A 22656-nucleotide genomic window follows, 5' to 3' on the forward strand; every position below is an offset into this window, starting at 1 on the left:
ACCCGCTCTCCTTCATAGGCTGCTGAGCAGTGACTATGAGGAGTGCAACGATGATGAAGGACGTAGCGGCGCCCGCCGGCGGCGAGGTCGCGCTGGTGGTGGCGCGGTGCGCCGACGGGATGGCGACGGAGTGGAAGCGAGGCAGGCGGCGGTGGCAGATCATGTGGTCTCGCAGGGGCGAATCGGTGCCGCGGGAAGCGCCGCATCCGGGCAATACCGACGAACTGCTGACGAGCATCGATCCGCTCGTGGCGGTGCGGTGGCAAGGCTTGCGGTGAGCCGCGCATGAAGCGGATCATCTTCACGCCGGAGGATCTCGTCCGGATCCGGGTCGGGTCGCCGCTGGGCGCCCTGGGCGAAACCATGCTGGCCACCCGGGCCGTGCAACGCTCGAATGTCACCGTCTACACGGGCTGGCGGCAGCAGGTCGGTGCCGCGATCCCGTCCGACTTCGGCCGGATCGCCGAGATCTTCCCCGCAGAGGAGAACTTTCTCGACCTGATCACGCCGACCCGGGGCGCGCGGACGATGTCCGGCGGCATCGAAGCGCTGCATCTGGCCTCGCGGCTGGAGCTGCGCAACGAGGTGGAGACCGTGGTGCGCCGGCGGGCGGAGATCGGCGAAACCCCGCTGCCCTCCTGGACCGCCGAACTCTTCGACCGGGACGGCAGCACCAGGCAGAGCGTCGCGAGCGCCGTCGAGGCGTTCCACTCGGTGGCGTTCGCGGGCCGATGGGCACATATCCAGACCTATCTGGAGGTCGCCGCCGAACGGATGGCCCGCACCATGGCGGCCGAGGGTGTGGAAGGGCTGCTGTCCGGGCTCATGCCGCATGCCCGCTGGCGCGCACCGGTGCTCGAGGTGCTGCGCGCGAAGGCGTGTCACGACGAGCATCTCGCCGGCCGCGGCCTGCTCATCATTCCGTCCCTGTTCGCCTGGCCCGAACCGATCACCCTGCACTCGACCGTCGACGAGACGGCGCCGATGATGCTGATCGTTCCGGTGCTGCGAGACATCGGTGACTTCGCCGCCGCCTGGGGTCCGCGCGGCACCAACGAAGCGCTCACCGCGTTGCTCGGCCGGACCAGGGCGGCCGCCCTGCAGGTGATCGCGGAAGGCTGCAGCACCACCGAACTCGCCCGCAGCCTTGGGATTTCGCCCGCCACGGCCAGCGAGCACGCGTCGATTCTGCGCGAAGCCGGACTGGTCGACAGCTGGCGGCACCGCAATGCCATGCGCCACGAGATCACCACGTTGGGCGTCGCGCTGCTCGAAGGAGATCTCAGCAGTAACGCGCGGATCGCCTAGTGCCGCAGGGCGATCGCGCCGTCCGAAATCCGCGTGAGTTCTCCTGCTCCCTGATCTAGTGTTCGGTAAATGGAGCTAGTCGTTCGATCTGCCGGTCAAAAGGCCGCCGTCGCTGCTGCCGTCACGGTGGTGCTCTGGGCGTCGGCGTTCGTGTTCATCCGGGCTGCGGGAGCGGATTTCTCGCCCGGGGCCTTGGCCTTCGGACGATTGTCGACGGCGTCCATCGCGCTGGTGCTGATCCTGCTCATCAAAGGGGAGGGGTGGCCCGCGCGCGGCGCCTGGCCCGGCATCGTGGTCTCCGGGGTGCTGTGGTTCGGCGTCTACATGGTCGCGTTGAACTGGGGCGAACAATACGTCGACGCGGGCACCGCCGCGATGGTGATCAACATCGGTCCGGTGCTGATCGCGCTGCTGAGCGGAGTGGTACTGCGCGAAGGGTTTCCGGCGCGCCTGATGGCCGGTATCGCGGTGTCCTTCACCGGCGCGGTGGTCGTGGGGTTGTCGAATTCGGACGCGGGCAGTTCCGCGGTGCTCGGGGTGGTGCTCTGCCTGACCGCGGCCGCCGCCTGGGCGATCGCGGTGGTCGCGCAGAAACCCGCGCTCGCGCACGCGTCGGCGTTGCAGGTGACCACCGGCGGTTGCGTCATCGGCACGATCGCCTGCGCGCCCTTCGCGGGACAGCTGCTCACCGAAGCCGCCGTCGCGCCGCTGTCGTCGACGTTGAGCGTCCTGTACCTGGGCGTGTTCCCCACCGCGCTGGCCTTCACCACCTGGGCGTACGCCTTGGCCAGCACCACCGCCGGAAAGATGGGCGTGACCACCTATGTGGTGCCGGCCCTGGTGGTCGTGATGGCGTGGCTCGCCCTGGGCGAGGTCCCGGCCCCGCTCGCGATCGTCGGTGGCCTGCTGTGCCTGTCCGGCGTGGCCATCACCCGAGCCCGTGCGGCCAAGCCGGCGGCACCCGAAGACGTTGCGGTGCAACCGGTGCCGGACCCACGGTAGATCGAGCGCTGATCGCGGCAGGCCCGTCACTACGATGGTCGCCGGTACGGCCCGTCTGGGCGGGCGCCGGTGAGTCGACGAAAGAGATGACAGTGCCGAGTGATTCGAAGCAGCTCGCCGGTGCGGTGCGGCGGTGGCTGCTCGGCACGGTCGCGGCGGCCGCCGTCACTGTGACGGGACTGGTGATCGGTGCGAATCTCCGGTTGTGGCACCTGTCGTCCGGACACCGGTTCGATCCGGCGACGGCGCCCACCGCGCCGGTGGTGATCGTGCCGGGGGCGAAGGTCGCCCCGGACGGCACGCCCATGCCGTATCTGCGCGGACGGTTGGACGCCGCGATCGAGCTGCTGCGCGCGGGAAAGGTACGCGAAATCCTGGTCTCCGGCGATGCGGCGGGCACCTCCGGCGACGAAATCGGAGCGATGACAAGATATCTCGCGGCGCGCGGGGTCGACCCGGCGGTCGTGCGCACGGACGGTCTGGGATTGTCGACCCGCGCCACGGGGGAACGCGCGATGCGGCTGTTCGGCATCGACCGCGCTCTCGTCGTCACCCAGTACCAGCATGTGCCGCGGGCGGTCGCCCTGTGCCGCGGCGCGGGCATCGACACCGACGGCGTCACCGCCGCATGCGCCTGCCGGCGAATAACGAAGGTGCGCAACAACCTCCGCGAATGGGTGGCCGCGCCCAAAGCGGTCGCGGCGCTGCTCGCGCGCTGACCCCGGCAAGGACGAAGCCCCTGTACCTCGGAGCAGGGGGAGATACAGGGGCTTCGCCGGGTGGGTCAGTGCGCTGCGAGCCCAGCGGCCGCGCGGGTACTGACGCCCGGTGGAGTCCGGTCAGGGGCAGTCGGCCGGACTCGTGGCTCGGTCTACTTGTCCGGGTCCGGCGGGAACTCGCCCTTGGCCTGGACCGTGGTACCGGTCAAGGTGTAGGTCACGACGTTCGGGCCGCCGGAGGGGCAGCACAGCGCGTCCTGCGGGGTGACCCAGCGGTACTGCACCGACACGGTGTTCTTGGTCTTGCCGAGCACCGTGGTGTAGCCGTAGTACTTCGAGGTCGCGGTGCCCAGGTAGGTGCCGTTGGTGAAGAACAGGACGTGATAGCCGGGATGGCTGCCGTTCCAGTCCACCAGCATCCAGGACAGCACGCCGGCGCAACCTGCGGAGATCGGATCGTTGCTCGCCTCCCGGATCACCCACGGGTAACCCTCCTTGTTGGGCGCCAAGCGGGCGACCGCGGAGCGGGCGAGATCGGAGTTCGAGTCGAAGCACAGGCCGTGACCGCTCCCGTTGGGCGGCTGGTCCGCGGCGGGCGGGTCGGCCACGGGCGGCGGGTTGTTCGGGGCGGGTGGGTTGTTCGGGGCCGGAGCGGGCGCTTCGGTCACCGGACTCGGCTGTGCCTTGGGCGGATCGGCGGGCGGGTCGGCCTCGCCCGGGTTGGGCGCTTGGGTGGCGGCAGGCGTCGAAGGCACGGCCGAGGGGATCGGCGTCCTGGTGGCCTGCGGTGCCGGGCTCGAGTCGGTACAGCCGGTCGCGCCGAGTACGACGCTCGCGGCCAGTGCGGCGAAAGCCCACGATTTGACGTTCATTGAACCCCCGAAATCGGTTGGTGGATAACGGTGTGCTCCCGCTGCCCCGGTCACGGAGCAGTGCGCGCGGACCTCCACTCCCGCGCGCTCGGGAGACACCTGGAGATCGGCGGCCTCCCGAATCCTGTTACAAAGTTTCACACATGTGCTCCCACGTCAAAAATAGTGCCCCCAGCTCTCTGGGCCTGTACCGCGGCAGACCGCAACCAATTGTCGCCGCTGCCGGGTGTCGGGTTGCCCGGGCGCTGTCCCACTGGGCAAGATGCAGAGCGCCGAGCAGGACCTTTGCGACATGAAGCGAGGGATGAACGCGTGCGGTTGGTCAGGAGACGATTTCCCCTAGTGACGTCCGGCGTGCTGGTCGTCGCCGCGGTGTTCGCCGCGGCCTTGCTCTACGACCCGCCCGAGCCCGCGCAGCAGGCCCCGCTGCGGCCGGATACCGGGACGCCGCTCGGGTTCGACCCGGCGTTCACCGCGCGGATCGCCCAGGCCGAGGCCTACGTCAAAGAGCGGCCCGGCTTCACCGCCATCGTGGTCCGGGATCGGCGCACCGGCGCGGTATGGCGCAATGCCGATGCGGGGACGCCGATTTCGGCGTGTTCGACGCCGAAGCTGGCGATGGTGGTCGACCTGCTGCTGCGGGCCGACGCGGGCACGATCACGTGGCGCGCCGACGATCGCGACCTGATGCACCGGATGCTGCACAGCAGCGACAACGACGCCGCCACCACGCTGTGGGACCGCTACGGCGGCGAGCGGGTGTTCGCGCCGCGGTTCCGGTCGTTCGGCATGACGGAGTTCAGCTTCTCGGCGGGCCATCCCGACTCGTGGGGCTGGATGATGGTCACCGCGAACGACCTCGAGCGCCTGATCGACTTCGCGCTGACGAAGCTGCCCGCCCGCGACCGCGCCTACCTCGTCCGCGAGATGCGCTCGGTCGACGGCAGCGACTCCGTCGACACGAACCAGCAGTGGGGCGTGTGGGGTGCGGGCGCGGACGCGCTGCCCGGAAACAAGAACGGCTGGGCCGACGACAACGACGACGGCTCCTGGCTGATGAACTCGGTGGGTTTCGCCGGCCCCCGGGAGCAGTTCACGGTGGCGATCATGAACAACACCCAGGTGATCGAGAACGGTTACCAGGTCGGCCGCAAGACCGTCACCAGGGTGGGCGAGATCCTGTTCAAGGACTACTTCCCGCCATTGTCCGCGGCGTCCGGCCCGGCCGATGCCTACGGCCGATAGGGCGGTGCGACGCCCCAACCCCAGTGCGGCATCGGCGCTTCCAGCGGCGGGGTGGCTTCCGGCTGGGAATTGGCGTGGGCCAGCCGGGTGCCCCACTCGATGTAGGAGGCGAAGGCGGCGCGGAACTCGGGATCGTCGGGTAGCCCGACCTCGTCGGCGGCGTCCATCAGCAGATTCACCCAGCGCCGGCGCTGCGGTTCGGTGATCGCCTTGCCGAGGTGCTGGCGGACCATGTGTGCGTAGCCGCCACGCTCGGTGCTGTAGGTCGCGGGGCCGCCGAAGACCTCGGCCAGCCACATGGCGACGTATCGGGGATGGCCGGGGTCCATACCGCGGAACAGCGGCCCGACCAGCTCGTCCTTCAGCACCTGCCGATAGAAGACCTCGGTCAGCGACTCGAAAGCCGCAGTGCCCCCGGCCCATTCGTACAGGCTGGGCACCGCGTCGGCGGTTTGTCCCGCCGTACCAGTTGCTTCCGTCATGATGCCGACTCCGATCCGACAAGCTGTAACTCGAACAGCGTCAGACTAGCCGCATGCCGACCGCTCGGCCACGAAAAAAAGTGAGGGCCCTGCCTACCCCGGCAGGGCCTCAATTCACTTGAAGCACACTCAATTCCACTGTGACTGGCTGCGGGCCCGGAGTTCGGAGCCGGCGTTCGCCATTGTTTCGAGCTCGTCCAGGAACTTCTCGACCGCGTCCGCCTTGACCTCGGGGGAGCGGACCTGTTCGCGGACGTCGTCGGTGGTGCGGGTCAACACCAGTTCGGTGAAGTCGTCCTTGAGGTCGCGGATCAATTGCCTACGGGCCAGCTCGATCTGGTCGCGGCCCTGCTTGCGCACCCGCTCGACCTCCGCGGCCGCGGCCTCGCGCATCTGCACCACGATGGCCTCGGCGTCGGCGTGCGCGTCCTCGACCAGCTGGGCGAGTTCGGCGCGGGCCTCGGCCATGCCGTTGTCATAGACCTCTTTGGCCTGGGTGAGCCGATCCGCGGCCTCCTGGTTCTCCTCCAGTTGTTTGCGGATCGCGTCCTGGGACTTGGCCATCATCCGTTTGACCGGCGGCACAACGTATTTGACGATGACCCAGACGATGACCACGAAGCCGAACAGCTGGCTGAGAAAGACCGGCCATTCGAACTTGATCTGATAAATACTCTCGGCGAGGATGTCGGTGCTGCTGAGGGTCATGACGACGCCCGTCCTGTCTGATGGCCGCGGCTGGTGCCCGCGCGCCGATCATTGACGCCGACCATCCGATTGGCCAGCGATTGGGCCAGCGGCTCGACAGCCTCACGCAAGTCCGCGGCGACCTGATCGGCCTGTGCCCGCAATTGCGCCTCGGCCTCCACGACAATCGCGTTGGCCTCCTGCTGTGCCTCGCCGCGCATCTGTTCGAGAATGGCGCGGCCTTCCGCACGCGCCTGGTTCCGGATCGCGGCCGCCTCGGCGCGCGCCTTTTCCAGCGCCGCCTGATGTTTGGCCTCGGCCTCGGTGAACAGCTGCCGAGCCTCCTTGGTCCTCGTCAAGGTCTCGGCAACGCGTTCTTCGCGTTCCGCCAATACCTTGCGGATCGGCGGAACGACGAAGAACCAGATGACTCCGAGCACGATCAGAAAGATCAGCAGCTCGACGAAGAAGGTGCCATTGGGGATGAGGAAGTTCCCCTCGGCCACCACATCTGTTCTCGGAGACATGCCCGGTTACTTGCCGGGAGTAGCGAATACGAAGAGGGCCATGAAGGCTAGATTGATGAAGTACGCCGCCTCGACCAGACCGACGGTCAGGAAGAAGATGCCGCGCAGCCGACCTTCGGCTTCCGGCTGACGCGTGACTCCATTGATCAGCGCGGCACCGGCGAGGCCGTCACCGATACCCGCACCGATGGCGCCGCCCGCCATGATGATGCCGCCGCCGATAAGCGCGCCCTGGACGATGGACGCGGTGGTTGGGTCTGCCATGTTCTACTTCCTATTCTCGGATGTGTGCGTATGATTCGGCGCTCGCCGATCAGTGGTTTTCGTGCTCGAGGGACATCGACTGACTGAAATACAGCACGGTCAGCAGCGAGAAGATAAACGCTTGAATGGCGCCGACGAACAAGTCGAACAGCTTCCAGACGGCGTTCGGGCCCCAGCTGATCCAGAAGGGGAACAGGGTGATCACCGAGAGCATGACGCCACCGGCGAACATGTTTCCGAACAGTCGCAACGAGAGCGAGAGCGGCTTCGCGATTTCTTCGATGACGTTGATGAACACCATCGGTCCCCAGCCGGTATGGCCCTTCAACAACTGTTTGGCGTGACCGAACGGACCGCGTCGCGCGATACCCGCGGACTGGTAGGCGATGAAGACGAACAGCGCGAGCGCGTAGACGAAGTTGACGTCCGAGGCGGGCGGCGCGATCAATTCACCGTCGCCGACCTGTACCGGCAGCACGGACAACCAGTTCGACAGCAGGATGAACACGAACAGCGTGACGGCGAGCGGCAGCGCGAACGGCGCGACCTTCATGCCGATGGCGCTCTCCACTTGACCGCGCATCTGCACGGTGACGGCCTCGAAGAACAGCTGAACGCCGTTGGGTACCCCGGAGGTCAGCTTCAGGCGCAGGAGGAACGCGAGCACGAGCACGATGATCGCCGCGACCGACGTGGACACGATCGTGTCCACGTTGAAGTCCATTCCGAAGACATGGGCCACCGCATGGTGGCCGACTTTGATCTTCGGTTCTTCTCCGGCAGGAGCCTCTTCGGCGAGCAAGGTGACGCTCGCGGCCATCTGGGTAAACGAAATGGCTGAGATCGTCATGGCGTTTGGCGGAGCCCTTTCAATTCAGGCACAACGGTATTGAAGACCAGGGCGACTTGAAAGAGGGCCAGGCCGAAGAAGATCCCGACGCCATTGGGGCGGGCCAGGAAAGCCACCAGGATCGCGACGGCGGTGATACCGAGGAGCCGCACGGCGGAAGAACCGACCAGGCGCTGCTTGCTCGGCGTGGCCGCGTTGGCTATTCGGGTGATGGCCCACAGGGTGAGCTGTGCATTCAGCCAACCGACGAACAACCCGGCGCAGATGAATGTGCCGAGCAGTAGTCGATCGATCATCCCGGTAATGGCCAATGCCAGCACACCCAGAGCGATCGCGACAATGGCTGAACGCCGTATCTGGAGCCTATTCACGTCCACACAGACACCGCCTTCGTCCATCGGCCCACCTCGTAGTGGGGGTCGTGATTGATCCACAGCATACACATCTCAACCTGCTTGCGTACCAAGGTTTTTGATCTTGCATTCCCGTGATCTTGAAATGGGTTCTAGATATCCTCTGGTTACCAAAGGCGTTGTTATGCAAGTGCATAGGAGAAGGGCCCGACGCCATTCCGGCGGGGCCGCTTTTCCTTTCTCGAAACGTGTTGAACTGCGCTTTTTCTGGAGATCGTGGAGCCGGGTCCTGCGCGATCGGGCGGGCGGTCACCGGCTGGCCCAGGGTACGCCATCGAGGGGTAAATCGATGGCAACACGACAGTACGTGTTCGCTCCCCAGTTGGTGACGTGTCACCGCTTGTTGCTATTTGTCCTATTTAGTTTTTAAGTCCGTTTTGTCCGAATTTACGGCTGCTGAAAACTTGCTGCCGGAGAGTACCCGGTGCGGCGAACTCGACTTTCGGCAGGGCGGCAGTGTGGATCTGCGTGCCCCGGTTGGGAACTGCCCCAGCGCGGAATGGCGGATAGCTGTGAGTGATCCCAGATCTGTAACTCGCGCATGATCATCCGCATATCTCGGCCGGTCCTGGGCATTAGCGTTTACAGAGACTTCGAGTTACAGAGAGAGTGTGCGCGATGAGGCCTGAGTTCGCGGTGTCCGCACGGGGTTCCGAAGGTGGCGGCGCCGCACTGGATCAGGTCGCGCTGCTGACCGGTGCGGCGCTGGTGGTCGCCGCGGGTCTGTTCGTGGTGGCGTACCTGCATCGGACTCGGCGCATCACCTGGCTGCAGGCGAGTGCGGATCGGCTCGGCGCGTACAGCAATCGTCCCGGTTGGGTCGCGTTGCCGCTCACGCTGTTCCTGACCACCATCCTGACCGCGCTGGTCGGCTTCATCTGGGATGTCAGCCTGCACATCGGCAAGGGCAGAGACCAAGGGCCGCTGGCCAATCCGGCGCACTACTTCATCCTGATCGGGCTGTTCTTCTTGTTCATCGCGGGGATGACGGCCGTGGTGCTGCCGCTGGACGAGAAGCCGGGACCGGCCGCCATCCGGATCACCCGCACCTGGTACGCGCCGGTCGGCGGGGTACTCATGGCCGCGGTCGGGCTGTACGCGCTGATCGGCTTCCCGCTCGACGACGTCTGGCACCGGTTGTTCGGCCAGGACGTCACCCTCTGGGGCCCAACCCATCTCATGCTGATCGGCGGCGCCGGGCTGTCGCTGGTCGCGGTGCTGCTGCTGGAATTCGAGGGCAGGCTGGACCGGCCGGATCCCGAGCGGGTGGACGGGCGCTGGCTGTGGCTGGGGCGCGTGTTCGCCTTCGGCGGGCTGCTGATCGGGTTGTCGGTGTATCAGGTCGAATTCGACTTCGGTGTCGAGCAGTTCCGCTTCGTCTTCCAGCCGATGCTGATCACGGCGGCGGGGACGGTGGCCCTGGTGGGCGCGCGCTACACCCTCGGCCGCGGCAGCGCCTTGGTCGCGGTCGTGTTCGCCGGTGTCGTCCGCAGCCTCGTCGCCATGCTGGTCGGCCCGGTGCTCGGCGAACCGCACAACATCTTCCCGCTCTACCTCGGCATCGCCGTGGTGGTGGAGTTGATGGCGCTGCTGCCGCTGTCCGGCAGGCCGCTGTGGTGGGGCGCGCTCACCGGGCTGGCCGCCGCCACCGCCGGGCTCTGGCTCGAATCACTGTGGATCCAGCGCGCATTCGTCAACAGCTGGCCCGCGAGCATGTGGCCGGAGCTGCTGCTGATGTCGGTGCCGGTGGGTGTCGCGGGCGGCGTGCTCGGCGCACTGTTCGGGCTCGTGCTCTGCGGCGAGCCGATACCGAGACCCGCGGTGCGGCGCTCGATCGTGCTGCTCGCGGTCCTGATCGCCGGCCTGGCCACCGCGAACGGGCTGCGCACCGAGGTGCCGGAGCAGGCCGGCGCGACCGTCCGGGTGCAGGACGCCGACCCGGTGCGCGGCGGGCGGATGGTCACCCTCGATCTCACCATGGCGCCGACGGACGTGGTCGGCGACGATCCCGAATGGGTGCAGGTGCTCGCGTGGCAGGGCGGCGTCGGTCCGGACAGCCCGGGCCGCGGGCTCGTCGTCGACCAGTTGCGGCTGGTCGAACCCGGGCATTACATCAGCACCAGACCCGTTCCGGCGTACGGCAACTGGAAGACGGTGCTGCGGGTGCACGACGGCCGGATGCTGGCGGCTCTGCCGATCTACCTGCCGGACGATCGCGGCATCGACGCGGCGGGCGTGCCCGCACCGGACGAGTTCACCCGCCCGTTCGTCGCCGAGATCACCGTGCTGCAGCGGGAGCGTTCGTTCGATCACCCGGCTTGGCTGCTCGCCGCCGCCTCGCTGGTCGTACTGGTGTGCTCGCTGCTCGTGATCGGCGCGCTCTCGTGGGGCGCGGCCCGGATCAACCTCGCCTACCGCGGTGACGTCCGCGCACCGCAGCCGGTCCGGCGATGAACGCGGACGGCACGGTGCTGGCCGGTCATTCGATGCTGCTGGCGATTCCGGCGTTCGTGCCCGCGCTCGCGGTGGTCGGCGTGATCCTGGTGATCGCGGCGCGTGATCGCCGGGCCGAGCGGCGCGAGAACCGGCGCGCGACCGGGGAGAACGCGGAACCGCCTGGCAGAGAGGAGAACCCGTGACGCACACAGGCCGATGGAGCGGACTGGCGGCGATCGCCGCCGCGGTCACCATGGTGGCGGGGTGCGGGGTGGGCTCCGAATCGCCCGCCGAGCGCACCGCCGCGAGTATCTCGATAGACCGTCCCGCGGAAGTCCGGATCGCCGTCCGGATCGCGGGCGGGACGGTGACGCCGACGAACACCAGAACCGAGGCCAGGCTGTATCAACCGATCATCGTCGAACTCGACAGCGACGCCGCCGATGAACTGCATGTGCACTCGGAACCGAGTCAGACCTTCCCGGTCGAGGCACGGGCCGGACAGGAGTTCCGCTTCATCGTCACGGTGCCCGGCCGCGTGGACATCGAACTGCACCAGGCGGGCAAGACCATCACCACCCTGCTGATCCGGCAGTGACCCGGCCGCTGGCACACGGGCTGAACGGCGCGGCGGATCTGCCGATTCCGTTGACCTACGCCCTCGTCGGAGCCGCGTGGGCACTGACCTTCTCGTTCGCGATCCTGCTCGTCGCCTGGCGCAGACCCCGGCTGGACCCGGACGCGCCCGGCCTGCTGCTGCCGGCCTCCGTGCGTACGGTGCTCGACGCGCGGCCCGTCCGGATCGCGATCGCCGTGCCGAGCGTCCTGGCCGCCGTGCTGATCGCGCTGGTGGCCGTGTTCGGTTCCTCGTCGCCGCAGCACAATCCGGTGCCGGGAGTGCTCTATATATACGTGTGGGTCGGGGTGATGCTCGCATCGTTGGTGTTCGGTCCGGTCTGGCAGATCGTGTCCCCGTTGCGAGCGGTGCATCGGTGTGGCTGTGCCGTGCTGGGCCGTGATCCCGGACGTGGTATCCGCGGCTATCCGGAGGCGTGGGGTTACCGACCGGCGGTGCTCGGGTTGTTCGCGTTCGTCTGGTTGGAGCTGGCGTCTCCTGCACCGGGTTCGGTTGCCGCCGTGGGCTGGTGGCTGCTCGGTTATGTCGTGCTCACCATGGCCGGGTTGGTGGTGTTCGGTACGACCTGGGCCGAACGCGGGGATCCGTTCGAGGTGTACAGCAGCCTGCTCGCCCGGCTCAGCCCGCTCGGGCGCAGGTCCGCGACGGGTGCGCCGGTGCTGCGGTGGCCGTTGCACAATCTGGCGGGCACGCCGGTGCGGGCCGGGTCGGTGGCGCTCGCGGCGACCCTGCTCGGATCCACCGCGTTCGACAGTCTTTCCGCGTTACCCGGCTGGCGTGACCTGGTCGATACGCTCGGTGGCGCTTCGGTTTTCGCCGCGACGCTGGTCCGCACCGGTGGCCTGCTCACCGTCATCGCCGTGGTGGGCCTGCTGTTCGCCGGCGCCGCCCGCGCCACCGGCGGCCTGGCCCGGGCCGAGCGCGCCCGGCTGCCCGGTCTGCTCGTGCACAGCATCACGCCGATCGTCGCCGGTTATATCGTCGCGCACTACCTGACTTTTCTCGTCGAGAAAGGTCAGGTGACGGCGTTGCTGTTCGCGGATCCGTTCCAGCTTGGCTGGGATATCGCCGGTCTCGGGCACCACCGGGTGGTCTACCTGCTGTCCGCGCATCCTGCCGTGCTGGCCGGGGTGAAGGTGCTCGCCGTGCTGGCGGGGCATGTGCTCGGCGTGACCGCCGCGCACGATCGCTGCCTGCGGGTGCTGCCCCCGGCGCAGCGCGCCACCGGTCAGCTCGCGCTCATGCTGACCATGGTCGGCTTCACCTTCACCGGGCTGTACCTGCTGTTCGGCGGATGATCAGCCCGGCACATAGGGCTCGCCGTCGGCCTTCGGCGGTCGTACCTGGCCGACCGCACCCGCCACGGCGATCACGGTCAGCAGATACGGCGTCATCTGCAGCACCTCGGTCGGGATGGGCGTCGCCAGCACCTGCAACTGGCCCTGCAACGCCTTGGTGAAACCGAAAAACAGTGCGGCGCAGGTCGCGCCGAGCGGATGCCAGCGGCCCATGATCACCGCGGCGAGCGCGATGAAGCCGTTGCCCGCGGTCATCTCCTTGGTGAAACCGCCGGTGGAGCCGATGGTGAAGTAGGCGCCGCCGAGGCCGGCCACCGCGCCCGCGAGCAGCACGGCCTGATACCGGACGCGCAGCACCTTGATGCCCACCGTCGCCGCGGCGCGCGGGTGTTCACCGACCGCCCGGACCCGCAGACCCCAGCGCGTCCGGTACAGCACGTAGCCGATCAGCACGACCGCGACGACCATCGCGTACACCAGCGCGGTCTGATCGAAGACGGTCGGGCCGATGATCGGAATCGAGGACAGCACCGGAATCGCGATGGGCTGCAACGTGCCCGGGTTGTTGAACCGCGCCGGTCCGTTCGACAGGTCGCCGAGCTGATCGAACAGGAAGCCGGTGATGCCGGTGGCGAACACCACCAGCACGACGCCGAGCACGATCTGGTTGACCAGGTAGCGGATCGAGAACACCGCGAGCAGCCACGCGACGAACACCCCGGCGAGTACCGCGGCCACCGCGCCGACCACGAAACTGCCGCTGACCGTGGCGATCAGCGCGGCCGCGAACGCACCCGCCAGCAGCTGGCCTTCGATGGCGATGTTGATGACGCCCGCGCGTTCGCACAGCACACCGGCCAGCGCGCCGAGAATCAGCGGGGTGGACAGCGCCAGCGTGCCCTGGATCTGATTGGTGAGCGGAAAGATCTTGCCCGAGGCCGCCCAGCAGACGAACGTCACCACGAACGCGAAACCGAAGACGGTGAACAGCAAGGCCGCCCAGCGCCCGGACAGCCCGCGCCACAGGTGGGCGATCGCGATGCCGAGCGTGAGCACCGACAGCACCAGCGCCGTCGGTTTGGCGGGTACGTCGATATCCGATGGTCCGGCGGCATCCGGTGCGGCCAAACGGAAGTCGACGATGCCGGACCGGGTATAGAGCGCCAGCGCCACCGCGGTGAGCGCCAGGATCAGCAGCAGGGTCCCGAGCCGTAGCCGCCGGTTTCGCTTCTCGGGTGATTCCAGCGGACGGCCGGCGGCCGCGGAGGTGGTCGTCACCATCAGTTCCACCCTTTCGCGAGGACGGCGTCCGCACGTTCGGCTTTGATCCGGAACACGGTGCGCACCACCGCGGGCGCCGCGACCAGCACGACGATCACCGCCTGCAACACGGTGACCAGGGTGAGCGGGGTGCCGGTCGCGGCCTGCATCTCGTTGCCGCCCGCGTTGAGCGCGCCGAACAGCAGGGCCGCGTAGACGGTGCCGATCGGGCTGCCGCGCCCGAGCAGCGCGACGGTGATGCCGTCGAAGCCGAACGATCCGGCGATGCCGTTGGTGAGCGGCAGCGCGGTGCCGAGCACCTGCTGCGCCCCGGCGAGTCCGGCGAGACCGCCGGCGAGGAGCATGGCCAGCCCGTACGCCTTGCCGACGCTCATCCCCGCGGTGCGCGCGGCATCGGGATTGGCGCCGACGGCACGCAACCGGAAGCCGAGCGTCGACCGGGACAGCAGCCACCAGACGAGTCCGGCCGCGCCGAGCGCCACGAGCAGGCCGAGATGCAGCCGGGTATCGCCGAATCGGGGCAGCTGCGCGGTCTCGTCGACCACCGGGCTGATCGGCTCGTTGCGCCCCGGCCGCTGCAACGTCGAGGTGGTGAGCAACCAGGTGAGCGCGTACAGCGCGACGTAGTTGCCCATGATCGTGGTGATCACCTCGTGCGCGCCGGTGCGGGCCTTCAGCAGTCCGGCGAGACCGCCCCACAGCGCGCCGCCCGCGACACCGGCCAGCAAGGCGACCACCACGTGCAGCACCGGCGGCAGGTGCAGCGCGAAGCCGACCCAGCCCGCGCAGAGCGCCCCGGCGATGAGCTGACCCTGCGCGCCGATATTGAACAGTCCCGTTCGGAACGCCAGCGTGACCGCCAGCCCGGTGCAGATCAACGGCGTTGCGGCGACCAGGGTTTCGGCGATCTGGTGTTTGCCGCCGAAGGCCCCGAGGAACAGTGCCCGGTACGCCTCGCCGACCGCGGTGCCCGCCGCGGACACCGTGTCCAGCGGCCGCGCGAAGAAATAGCCCAGTGCCGCGGTCACATTCGGGTCGCTGACGATGATCAGCACCGCGCCGACGGCCAGCGCGAGCACCAATGCCAGTGCGCTGACGACCGTCTCGCGTACCCAGGCCCGGCCCGCCGGTCGGCCGTTGGTCGAATCGCCGCGCGTCGTCCCGGTCATGCGTCCTCCTCCGGCGCCGCGCCCGCCATCATCAGGCCGAGCCGATCGCGCGGGGTGTCGGGGCCGACGATGCCGACGATGCGGCCCCGGTACATGACGATGATGCGGTCCGACAGCGCGTAGATCTCGTCCAGCTCGGTGGAGACGATCAGCACCGCGGTGCCCTGATCTCGTTCGCGGACAATGCGTTTGTGCACGAACTCGATCGACCCGACATCCAGGCCGCGGGTCGGCTGCCCGGCGATCAGCACCTCGAGTGGCCGCGACAGTTCGCGGGCCAGCACCACCTTCTGCTGATTGCCGCCGGACAGCGTGCGCACGGGGTCGGCGATCGACCCGGTGCGGATGTCGAACTCCGCGATCCGTTGGGTGGCATTGCGTTTCACCGCGGCCGGGGAGAGCACGCCGTGCCGGGAGAACTCCGGGCGGTCGATCAGATCGAGCACCAGATTCTCGGCGACGCTGAACGTACCGATGATGCCGTCGTGCGAACGATCCTCCGGCACATAGCCGATCCCGGCCGCCAGGTGCTGCCGCGGCGAGCGGCCCACCACCTGCCAGCCGCCGACGGCCACGGTGCCCGCCACCGGTGTCCGCAGCCCGAGCAGCGCGGCGACCAGTTCGGATTGGCCGTTGCCGACCACGCCCGCGATGCCGACGATCTCGCCGCCGTCGACCCGGAACGACACGTCGTCCACGACGACGGCGCCGGCCGCGTCGACCACGGTCAGCCCATCGACGACCAGGGTGGGCCCGGTCGGTGCGGCCGGTGTCTTGGCGACCACCAGCTCGACCGACCGGCCGACCATCAGTTCCGCGAGATCCGTTTCGGCAGTATCGGGTTCGACGGTGCCGACCACCTTCCCGCGGCGGATGACGGTGATCCGGTCGGCGATCCTGGTGACTTCCTTCAGCTTGTGCGTGATGAAGATGATCGAGGTGCCGTTCGCCGCGATGGCGCGCAGCACCTCGATCAATTCGTCGATCTCCTGCGGGGTGAGCACGGCGGTCGGTTCGTCGAGGATCAGCACTTCGACGTTGTTGGCCAACGCCTTCAGGATCTCCACCCGCTGCTGCTCACCGACCGAGAGATCGGCGACCAGCGCGTCCGGGCGCACCGGAAACCCGTACCGCTCGGACAATTCGCGCACCTGCCGCCGTGCGGCCGCGCGATCGAGCACGGCGAACCCTGTGGTCGGCTCGCGGCCCAGGATGATGTTCTCCGCGACGGTGAACACCGGAACGAGCATGAAATGCTGGTGCACCATGCCGATTCCGGCATCGATCGCGTCGCTGGGGGACAGGCAGGTCACGGCCTTGCCGTCCAGCAGGATCTCGCCCTCGTCCGGTTGCAGCAGGCCGTAGAGCATGTTCATCAACGTGCTCTTGCCCGCCCCGTTCTCGCCCAGCAGGCAATGGATTTCGCCCGGTTCGACCACCAGGTCGATGTGGTCGTTGGCCAGCAAAGAACCGAATCGCTTGGTGAGACCGCGTAATTCGAGCCGCATATCGCTCCCCGTGGTGACGGCCGCGGCTCACTTGGCTGCGGGCTGGGCCTTCGAGGTCAGCGTGATCTTCCCGCTCGCGATATCGGCGGCCAGCGCGGTGATCTCGCTCTTCAGTTCGGCGGGTACCACGCCGTCGAACTCGTGGTACGGGGCCAGGCTGACGCCCTTGTTGGCCAGCGTGCCGACATAGGCCTGGTTGCTGAACTGCTGGTGGAACGCGTCGGTGATCGCCTTCTGCACCGCGACGTCCATCGCCTTCTCGACGCTGGTGAGCAGCGACGAGCAGTACTCGGCGGCGCTGACACAGCCGTCGGTGTCGACCCAGATCGCGAGGACCTTGCCGCCCGAGGAGTGCGCGGCTTCCAGCGCGCCCAGACCGGCCGGACCGGCCACCGGCAGTACGATGTCGGCGCCCTGGCTGATCAGATCGTTGGCCTTGGTCTTGCCGATGTTCTTGTCCTGGAAGTCGTTGGTGATCACGCCCTGCTGTGTGGCCTCGTCCCAGCCGAGCAGCTGCACCTGCTTGTTCTTCACCTTGTTGTAGTGCGCGATGCCCTCGGCGAAGCCGTCCATGAAGATCGCCACGGTGGGGATGTTGATGCCGCCGAACGTGCCGACCTTGCCGGTCTTGGTCTGCGCCGCGGCCAGATAGCCGGCCAGGAACGACGGTTGGGCGGAATTGAAGGTCAGCCCCTGCAGGTTCGGCAGCGGCGGGTTCTTCTGGGTATCGGTGTAGGCGTAGTCCACGATCGCGAAGTCGATGTCCGGGTTGGCCTTCGCGGCGGCGTAGGTCGCGTCGCCCTGCTTGAAGCCGATGGTGACGATGATGTTGCACTTCTGCCGGACCATCGTGTTGATGTTGGTCGGGTAGTCGTTGTCGGACTTGGACTCCAGCTGTGCCTTCGAGATGCCGAGCGCGGCGACGGCGTCGGTGACGCCCTTGAAGGAGGTCTGGTTGAACGACTTGTCGTCGAACTTGCCGGAGTCCGAGACCATGCACGCCTTGAAGTCCTTGGCGCCCGGTTCACCGGCTTTGTCCTGTTCAGCGGGCGGACTACCGCACGCCGCGACGGTCAGCACGAGCACACCGGCGGCGGTGAGGGTGCGTAGCAACCTGCCCATTTTTGCCTCCTGAAACGCGATACCCCGCAACCCAACTCACCGAACCTGCCGAGGACTGCAGTGGTGGGAGGAGTTTAGGCCGCGAAACCGATCTTGGCGCGGTTTCGCGGACCTTCGCGGCGGGAGCGCCCCGCGCGGTTACCCGGTCGCCGCGGCGGTGCGCAGGACCAGGACGGTGATCTCGCTGGGGGCGAAGACACGCAGCTGCGGACCCCAGAATCCGGTGCCGCGACTGGTGTAGAGCTGGGTGTTCGCGCCGTGTCTGCTCAGGCCGGCCACCACCGGTTGATCCAGCCGGACCAGGTAGTGGAACGGCCAGATCTGGCCGCCGTGGGTGTGGCCGGAGATCTGCAGATCTATTCCTTCGGCCGCGGTGTCGGTGATCTGCTTGGGCTGATGGGCCAGCAGCACCACCGGCAGCGTCCGGTCCGCGCCGGCCAGCGCGGTGCGCAGATCGGGGCCGTGACCGGGCAGGCCGACACCGGTCGGATCGTCGATGCCCGCGATCACCAGCCGGTCACCGCCGCGGGTCACCGTCTCGTGCTGGTTGTGCAGCGGCTGCCAGCCGATCGAGGTCATGTGCTCGATCCAGCCCTGCGCGTCGCCGAAGTACTCGTGATTGCCGGTGATGTAGAACCGGCCCAGCGGCGCGTCGACCTTGCCGAGCGGATCGACCTGTGGGTGCCGCTTCGCCACCGACCCGTCCGCGAGATCCCCCGCATGACAGGCGATATCGGGCCGCTGCGCGTTGACGACGTCGACCACTTTTTCCGACCAGCGCAGCCGGTCGAGCGCGGCGAAATGGGTGTCGGTGACGACGACCAGGCGCAATCCGTCGAGCCCGGGGCCGAGACCGCGAATCGGCACCTCGACCGTGCGCACCCGCGGCACCCGCCGCGCCTCGAACACGCCCCACGCCACCAGCGCGGTCGCGATCACGAACACGCCGGCCGCGACGACGCGCGAGCGCGCCGGGTCGGACATCCCGCCGGCCGCCAGCGCCAGACCCGCGACATTGCCGAGCACCGACCAGCTGAACACCACCCACAGCACGCCGAGCAGGGTGTCGCCCACGATCGAGGCGGCGTCCGATTGCGCGGGGCCGTGCCCGAGGAACATCGACGCGGGCAGCACCGCGAAACCGAGCGCGAACAGCGCGGTGCCCAGCCAGAACAGCGGCCCCGCGCCCGTGGTCGGCGCGGCGACCAGCGTCCACCAGGGCAGCAGGAACAACACTGCGGGGATCGCCAGGAACAGGGCGACGCGGGGCACGTACTTCACAGAGACCATCCTCGGGGCGCGGTTGCGCACGGTCCCTCCGCCCGGCGCGGGCTCCGTCGAGATTACCCGGCGCGGGCTCCGTCGAGATTACCCGGCGCGGACGGTGCGTCCGTAGCGCGTTCGTCCACAGCAGAACGCACGCGGCGAGCCGGGCCGGGGTCAGGGACGCGTCAGCCGTGCGCCCCACCGGGTCGCGACGGTGTCGCCGGGGGCCAGCCGGATCAGCCGGTCACCGCTCTGAAAGGCGTTGGGCGGACACGTCATCGGCTCCGCGGCCAGACCGGTCCGCCGCCGCGGCGCGGGCAGCGTGTCGCCGGTGAACAACTGGATCACCGGGTAGGAGTCGTCGACCCACAACTCGGCGACCGCCCCGTCGGCGCCCTGCAATCGCACCCAGGCGCGGCCGTGCTCGTCCCGGGCCAGATCGGTGAACGGGTGATCGATCACCAGGCCGCCGAGCGGCTTCGGTGCGGTGAAATCGAAGGCGGTGCCGGGGACGGGTTCGGTGCCGACGGGCAATTGCCGGTCCGGGTCGCTGACGATCCGGGTCGCGGCCGCGAAGCGCAGCGTCGCCGCGTCGATCGGGCCCGGGCCTGGTGAGAGGTAGGGATGGTGGCCGCAGCCGTACGGCGCGGGCGTGTCGCCCAGATTGCTCGCCGTGGTGGTCACCGTCAGGCCCTGGTCGGACAGCGCGTAGCGGACGGCGAGCTCGAGCTGGAACGGGTAACCCTTGCTCGGATGCAAGGTGGCCCGCATGGTGACCTCGTCCTGCTCGTGCTCGGTCGCGCGCCACGGTCGCCAGCGCAGCAACCCGTGGATGGCGTTGTGCTTGCCGGGTTCGGACAGGGCGAGCTGGTGGTCGACGCCGTCGAACCGGTACTTGCCGTCGGCCAGCCGATTCGGCCAGGGGATCAGCGCGGCGCCGCGGCCGCCGTCCGACATCGCGGTGACGGCATAGGGCTCGAGCACATCGCGATCACCGACGCGGTACTCCCTGATCCCGCCGCCGACCTCGACGATCACCGCCCGTTGCTCCCCGTGGCCGATGGAGAACTGCTGTCCGGACGGTGGCGGAGTCATGGGGAGGACGGTACCGCTCGGCGCCGTGGCCGCCCGCACCTGGTCGGTCGTTCAGTAAACCGCGATGGTCCGGGAAGGCCGATCGCACAACGAAGTTCGGGCCGCGCACGGCGCACGCCGACGCGGTCAGGGGATGCGGGCGACCGCGCTGAGCATGGAGACCGCTTCGGCGCGCGGGTGCGGCCGATACTCCTCGGGCCGCCACGCGGTCACCGACGCGATACCCGGCGGGACGAGGTCGAGGTCGGTGAAGAAGCGGGCGAACTCCTCGCTGGTGCGCAACCGGAACGGGACGCCGCTGCGCTTGTTGGCGGCGTTGTTCTCGGCGAGTTCGTCGGGGGAGAGGTGGTCGCTGGTCGCGTGCGACATCACCAGGTAACTACCGGAGGGCAGTGCGTCGCACAGCTTGCGGACCAGTTCGTAGGGACCGTCGTCGTCGGTCAAGAAGTGCATGATGGCCACCAGCATCAAGGCCACCGGCTGGTCCAGGTCCAGCACCCGGAGCAGGTCCGGGTGGCCGAGGATGCGGTCGGGGTCGCGGATGTCGGCGTCGAGGTAGGCCGTCGCGCCCTCGGGCGAGCTGTTCAACAGCGCGCGGGCGTGCACCAGCACGATCGGATCGTTGTCCACATAGACGATGCGCGACTCGGGCGCGATGCCCTGGGCGATCTCGTGCACGTTGCCCGCCGTGGGCAGGCCCGCGCCGATGTCGAGGAACTGGCGTACGCCGGAATCGGCCAGGTAGCCGACGGCGCGGCGCAGGAAATTGCGGTTCTCCAGCGCGGCCAGCCGGATGGTGGGAAAAGCCTGCGCGACCATGTCGGCGGACTCCCGGTCGGCGGGGAAATTGTCCTTGCCGCCGAGCCAGTAATCGTACCGGCGCGCCGGGTGCGGCTTCGAGACATCGATTCTCGCCGCTGTCGATTCCGAGTCCACAACGCCCTCAATTCATCTCGACTATGGTCATCATGTCAGCTCGAGTTGCGAACCAGTAGCGAGGGTGACGTCGCGCCGCCCCGGGAGAGTCCATCATGCCACTGCACTACAGCCCGTACGACTTCGCCGTGCACGAGGACCCGTACCCGGCCTATGCCAGGCTGCGCACCGAGGCGCCGGTCTACCGGAACGCGTCCGACGACTTCTGGGCGCTCTCGCGGCATGCGGATATTCTTGCCGCGCTACGGGATTCGGATCGTTTCTCGAGCGCCAACGGCTCGATTCGGATGGAGCCGGCCTTCTGGGGTCCGCAGGCCGAGCAGATGTTCTCCTTCGTCGCGATGGACCCGCCGCGGCACACCCGGATGCGCGGACTCGTGGTGCGGGCGTTCACCCAGCACCGGGTGCAGGCGCTGGAACCGCGGTTGCGGGAGATCGCTCGTGGACTGCTGGAGCCCCTGCTCGAGCGCGGCGAATTCGACCTGATGACCGAGTTCGCGGGCCCCTATCCGACGGACGTGGTCTCCGAACTGGTCGGGGTGCCCGAGCGGGACCGCGAGATGATCCGCAAGCTCGGCATGGAGATCATGTACTCCGACGAGGAGTCGACCGACCTGCGGCCCGAGGCGATCCAGGCGATCGGCGCCCTCATCGGCTACTACACCGAACTGACCATCGAGCGCAGCAAGGATCGGCGCGACGATCTGCTCTCCGGCCTGCTCGACGCGGCCGACGGCGCCGACCGGCTCACCCCGGAAGAGATCGTGGGCGTGCTGATCCTGCTGGTCGGCGCGGGCATCGAGACCACCATGCTCACCCTCGGCAACCTCTGGCATGCCGCTTGGCAGCATCCGGACCAGCGGCGCAAGGCCTTCGACGGGCGCATCGACGACTGGATCGCCGAGGGCATGCGCTACGACCCGGCCACCCAGACCGCGCTGCGCACCGCGACCGAGGAATTCGAGTTGCACGGGACGACGGTGCCCGCGGGCGCGCGGATGCTGCTGCTGACCGGGTCGGCGAACCGGGATCCGGCGGTCTTCGCCGAGCCGGACGAGTTCGACCTGGACCGCGACACCAGCGCTGCCCTGGTCTTCGGCAGCGGCAGGCATCACTGCCTCGGCGCCAACCTCGGCCAACTGGAGTTGCGCGTCGCGCTGAGCGAGATCGTCGGCAAGGTCGCGGCGTACGAGATCGACCCGGGCGGTGTGCGCCGCATCCACGCGTCGAACAACCGCGGTTTCGCGGCCCTGCCCACCACGGTCACGCTGCGCTGACCAGGGCTGTCGGCGCGCCGAACAGGGCTGTCGGCGGGCGACCGGGGCGCGGTCGCCCGCCATTCAACAATCAAGCGACCGGTTTGGTATTGCGATATCCGGGACGTATTCGCCCGCGGTGCGTGCCCTCAATTCTCGGGGCCACTGTTCGCCGGTGACTGCGGGCTACCTGTCGGAATCTGTTGTGGCACAACGTCTCAACGAGAAATTGCCGCTACTTCCAGGTGGTAGCGAGTACTGTCTTCAGTTATTGCGAGGCCGT

General features: G+C 68.2%; 24 protein-coding genes. 10 read left to right on the plus strand and 14 right to left on the minus strand.

The window, feature by feature from the left end; all coding sequences use genetic code 11:
- Positions 1 to 50 precede the first annotated feature (50 nt).
- The 4 genes from NVU01S_RS14920 (at position 51) to NVU01S_RS14935 (ending at position 3029) form a co-directional block, all read left to right on the plus strand.
- The gene (locus tag NVU01S_RS14920; protein ID WP_156161789.1) at positions 51 to 278 is read left to right on the plus strand and encodes a hypothetical protein; all 228 of its coding nucleotides are present in this window, start codon (positions 51 to 53) and stop codon (positions 276 to 278) included.
- Between the two features lie 7 nt (positions 279 to 285).
- A complete protein-coding gene (locus NVU01S_RS14925) occupies positions 286 to 1308 on the plus strand; it encodes an ArsR/SmtB family transcription factor (protein WP_043677157.1) in 1023 nt (340 codons plus the stop codon).
- A 69-nt stretch (positions 1309 to 1377) separates the two neighbouring features.
- Complete coding sequence (locus tag NVU01S_RS14930; protein WP_043677159.1) at positions 1378 to 2310, plus strand: DMT family transporter; 933 nt, start codon at positions 1378 to 1380, stop codon at positions 2308 to 2310.
- Between the two features lie 86 nt (positions 2311 to 2396).
- Positions 2397 to 3029, plus strand: coding sequence for a SanA/YdcF family protein (locus tag NVU01S_RS14935; protein WP_244467408.1), 633 nt, complete (start codon positions 2397 to 2399; stop codon positions 3027 to 3029).
- Between the two features lie 152 nt (positions 3030 to 3181).
- On the opposite strand, the gene NVU01S_RS44845 is transcribed toward NVU01S_RS14935, so the two are convergent.
- Complete coding sequence (locus tag NVU01S_RS44845; RefSeq protein ID WP_052281037.1) at positions 3182 to 3901, minus strand: LppP/LprE family lipoprotein; 720 nt, start codon at positions 3899 to 3901, stop codon at positions 3182 to 3184.
- 342 nt (positions 3902 to 4243) lie between these two features.
- Between NVU01S_RS44845 and NVU01S_RS14945 the strand changes: the two genes are divergently transcribed.
- Positions 4244 to 5146, plus strand: a complete 903-nt coding sequence (locus tag NVU01S_RS14945) for a serine hydrolase (RefSeq protein ID WP_043677162.1) — start codon at positions 4244 to 4246, stop codon at positions 5144 to 5146.
- Here the strand turns inward: NVU01S_RS14945 and NVU01S_RS14950 are convergent.
- The 6 genes from NVU01S_RS14950 to NVU01S_RS14975 all read right to left on the minus strand — a co-directional run bounded on the left by NVU01S_RS14950 (position 5134) and on the right by NVU01S_RS14975 (position 8354).
- Entirely contained in the window at positions 5134 to 5628 is a 495-nt protein-coding gene (locus NVU01S_RS14950; RefSeq protein ID WP_043677164.1) for a group II truncated hemoglobin, read from the minus strand. The genes NVU01S_RS14945 and NVU01S_RS14950 overlap by 13 nt on opposite strands.
- Before the next feature lie 129 nt (positions 5629 to 5757).
- Positions 5758 to 6336 (minus strand): F0F1 ATP synthase subunit B family protein, encoded by a 579-nt coding sequence (locus tag NVU01S_RS14955; protein ID WP_014987381.1) that lies wholly within the window; start codon positions 6334 to 6336, stop codon positions 5758 to 5760.
- Entirely contained in the window at positions 6333 to 6821 is a 489-nt protein-coding gene (locus NVU01S_RS14960) for a F0F1 ATP synthase subunit B (RefSeq protein WP_014987380.1), read from the minus strand. Before NVU01S_RS14960 ends, NVU01S_RS14955 begins: the two co-directional genes overlap by 4 nt.
- A gap of 27 nt (positions 6822 to 6848) precedes the next feature.
- Entirely contained in the window at positions 6849 to 7106 is a 258-nt protein-coding gene (locus tag NVU01S_RS14965; RefSeq protein ID WP_014987379.1) for a F0F1 ATP synthase subunit C, read from the minus strand.
- 49 nt (positions 7107 to 7155) lie between these two features.
- Positions 7156 to 7926, minus strand: coding sequence for a F0F1 ATP synthase subunit A (atpB, locus tag NVU01S_RS14970; protein WP_052281038.1), 771 nt, complete (start codon positions 7924 to 7926; stop codon positions 7156 to 7158).
- 26 nt (positions 7927 to 7952) lie between these two features.
- Complete coding sequence (locus NVU01S_RS14975; RefSeq protein ID WP_014987377.1) at positions 7953 to 8354, minus strand: hypothetical protein; 402 nt, start codon at positions 8352 to 8354, stop codon at positions 7953 to 7955.
- Positions 8355 to 8987: 633 nt separating this feature from the next.
- Between NVU01S_RS14975 and NVU01S_RS14980 the strand changes: the two genes are divergently transcribed.
- The 4 genes from NVU01S_RS14980 to NVU01S_RS14995 are packed head-to-tail and all read left to right on the plus strand — an operon-like array spanning position 8988 to position 12740.
- Positions 8988 to 10823 (plus strand): hypothetical protein, encoded by a 1836-nt coding sequence (locus NVU01S_RS14980; protein WP_043677167.1) that lies wholly within the window; start codon positions 8988 to 8990, stop codon positions 10821 to 10823.
- Positions 10820 to 11008: a hypothetical protein gene (locus NVU01S_RS14985; RefSeq protein ID WP_043677169.1), complete on the plus strand. Its 189-nt coding sequence runs from the start codon at positions 10820 to 10822 to the stop codon at positions 11006 to 11008. Before NVU01S_RS14980 ends, NVU01S_RS14985 begins: the two co-directional genes overlap by 4 nt.
- Complete coding sequence (locus tag NVU01S_RS14990) at positions 11005 to 11403, plus strand: hypothetical protein (RefSeq protein WP_043677171.1); 399 nt, start codon at positions 11005 to 11007, stop codon at positions 11401 to 11403. Before NVU01S_RS14985 ends, NVU01S_RS14990 begins: the two co-directional genes overlap by 4 nt.
- The gene (locus NVU01S_RS14995; RefSeq protein WP_043677173.1) at positions 11400 to 12740 is read left to right on the plus strand and encodes a hypothetical protein; all 1341 of its coding nucleotides are present in this window, start codon (positions 11400 to 11402) and stop codon (positions 12738 to 12740) included. Before NVU01S_RS14990 ends, NVU01S_RS14995 begins: the two co-directional genes overlap by 4 nt.
- Here the strand turns inward: NVU01S_RS14995 and NVU01S_RS15000 are convergent, their stop codons facing one another.
- The 7 genes from NVU01S_RS15000 to NVU01S_RS15030 all read right to left on the minus strand — a co-directional run bounded on the left by NVU01S_RS15000 (position 12741) and on the right by NVU01S_RS15030 (position 21117).
- Positions 12741 to 14021 (minus strand): ABC transporter permease, encoded by a 1281-nt coding sequence (locus NVU01S_RS15000; RefSeq protein WP_052281045.1) that lies wholly within the window; start codon positions 14019 to 14021, stop codon positions 12741 to 12743.
- Positions 14021 to 15190: an ABC transporter permease gene (locus NVU01S_RS15005; RefSeq protein WP_043677175.1), complete on the minus strand. Its 1170-nt coding sequence runs from the start codon at positions 15188 to 15190 to the stop codon at positions 14021 to 14023. The genes NVU01S_RS15000 and NVU01S_RS15005 overlap by 1 nt, the downstream gene beginning before the upstream one ends.
- Positions 15187 to 16698 (minus strand): ABC transporter ATP-binding protein, encoded by a 1512-nt coding sequence (locus NVU01S_RS15010; protein ID WP_043677177.1) that lies wholly within the window; start codon positions 16696 to 16698, stop codon positions 15187 to 15189. Before NVU01S_RS15010 ends, NVU01S_RS15005 begins: the two co-directional genes overlap by 4 nt.
- A 27-nt stretch (positions 16699 to 16725) precedes the next feature.
- Complete coding sequence (locus NVU01S_RS15015) at positions 16726 to 17820, minus strand: BMP family lipoprotein (RefSeq protein WP_043677179.1); 1095 nt, start codon at positions 17818 to 17820, stop codon at positions 16726 to 16728.
- 138 nt (positions 17821 to 17958) lie between these two features.
- Complete coding sequence (locus NVU01S_RS15020; RefSeq protein ID WP_209444847.1) at positions 17959 to 19101, minus strand: metallophosphoesterase; 1143 nt, start codon at positions 19099 to 19101, stop codon at positions 17959 to 17961.
- A gap of 159 nt (positions 19102 to 19260) precedes the next feature.
- Positions 19261 to 20181: an aldose 1-epimerase family protein gene (locus NVU01S_RS15025; RefSeq protein WP_043677182.1), complete on the minus strand. Its 921-nt coding sequence runs from the start codon at positions 20179 to 20181 to the stop codon at positions 19261 to 19263.
- 126 nt (positions 20182 to 20307) lie between these two features.
- Positions 20308 to 21117 (minus strand): SAM-dependent methyltransferase, encoded by an 810-nt coding sequence (locus NVU01S_RS15030; RefSeq protein ID WP_043677184.1) that lies wholly within the window; start codon positions 21115 to 21117, stop codon positions 20308 to 20310.
- 95 nt (positions 21118 to 21212) lie between these two features.
- Here NVU01S_RS15030 and NVU01S_RS15035 point away from each other — a divergent pair, with 95 nt between their 5' ends.
- Positions 21213 to 22394 carry a cytochrome P450 gene (locus NVU01S_RS15035; RefSeq protein WP_043677186.1) on the plus strand — a complete coding sequence of 394 codons (1182 nt, stop codon included), beginning with the start codon at positions 21213 to 21215 and terminating at the stop codon, positions 22392 to 22394.
- Positions 22395 to 22656: the final 262 nt, after the last annotated feature.

The sequence above is a fragment of the Nocardia vulneris genome, from assembly GCF_001613425.1.
Taxonomy (GTDB): Bacteria; Actinomycetota; Actinomycetes; order Mycobacteriales; family Mycobacteriaceae; genus Nocardia; species Nocardia vulneris.

What these genes read in the sequence shown, in the direction of transcription:
- NVU01S_RS14930 (WP_043677159.1), top strand. Translation starts at nt 1,378, where the DNA reads ATGGAGCTAGTCGTTCGATCTGCCGGTCAAAAGGCCGCCGTCGCTGCT.
- NVU01S_RS14965 (WP_014987379.1), bottom strand. Translation starts at nt 7,106, where the DNA reads ATGGCAGACCCAACCACCGCGTCCATCGTCCAGGGCGCGCTTATCGGC.
- NVU01S_RS15015 (WP_043677179.1), bottom strand. Translation starts at nt 17,820, where the DNA reads ATGGGCAGGTTGCTACGCACCCTCACCGCCGCCGGTGTGCTCGTGCTG.
- NVU01S_RS14985 (WP_043677169.1), top strand. Translation starts at nt 10,820, where the DNA reads ATGAACGCGGACGGCACGGTGCTGGCCGGTCATTCGATGCTGCTGGCG.
- NVU01S_RS14925 (WP_043677157.1), top strand. Translation starts at nt 286, where the DNA reads ATGAAGCGGATCATCTTCACGCCGGAGGATCTCGTCCGGATCCGGGTC.
- atpB (WP_052281038.1), bottom strand. Translation starts at nt 7,926, where the DNA reads ATGGCCGCGAGCGTCACCTTGCTCGCCGAAGAGGCTCCTGCCGGAGAA.
- NVU01S_RS15025 (WP_043677182.1), bottom strand. Translation starts at nt 20,181, where the DNA reads ATGACTCCGCCACCGTCCGGACAGCAGTTCTCCATCGGCCACGGGGAG.
- NVU01S_RS14950 (WP_043677164.1), bottom strand. Translation starts at nt 5,628, where the DNA reads ATGACGGAAGCAACTGGTACGGCGGGACAAACCGCCGACGCGGTGCCC.
- NVU01S_RS14935 (WP_244467408.1), top strand. Translation starts at nt 2,397, where the DNA reads ATGACAGTGCCGAGTGATTCGAAGCAGCTCGCCGGTGCGGTGCGGCGG.
- NVU01S_RS15010 (WP_043677177.1), bottom strand. Translation starts at nt 16,698, where the DNA reads ATGCGGCTCGAATTACGCGGTCTCACCAAGCGATTCGGTTCTTTGCTG.
- NVU01S_RS15005 (WP_043677175.1), bottom strand. Translation starts at nt 15,190, where the DNA reads ATGACCGGGACGACGCGCGGCGATTCGACCAACGGCCGACCGGCGGGC.
- NVU01S_RS15035 (WP_043677186.1), top strand. Translation starts at nt 21,213, where the DNA reads ATGCCACTGCACTACAGCCCGTACGACTTCGCCGTGCACGAGGACCCG.
- NVU01S_RS14955 (WP_014987381.1), bottom strand. Translation starts at nt 6,336, where the DNA reads ATGACCCTCAGCAGCACCGACATCCTCGCCGAGAGTATTTATCAGATC.
- NVU01S_RS14920 (WP_156161789.1), top strand. Translation starts at nt 51, where the DNA reads ATGATGAAGGACGTAGCGGCGCCCGCCGGCGGCGAGGTCGCGCTGGTG.
- NVU01S_RS44845 (WP_052281037.1), bottom strand. Translation starts at nt 3,901, where the DNA reads ATGAACGTCAAATCGTGGGCTTTCGCCGCACTGGCCGCGAGCGTCGTA.
- NVU01S_RS15000 (WP_052281045.1), bottom strand. Translation starts at nt 14,021, where the DNA reads ATGGTGACGACCACCTCCGCGGCCGCCGGCCGTCCGCTGGAATCACCC.
- NVU01S_RS14980 (WP_043677167.1), top strand. Translation starts at nt 8,988, where the DNA reads ATGAGGCCTGAGTTCGCGGTGTCCGCACGGGGTTCCGAAGGTGGCGGC.
- NVU01S_RS14975 (WP_014987377.1), bottom strand. Translation starts at nt 8,354, where the DNA reads ATGGACGAAGGCGGTGTCTGTGTGGACGTGAATAGGCTCCAGATACGG.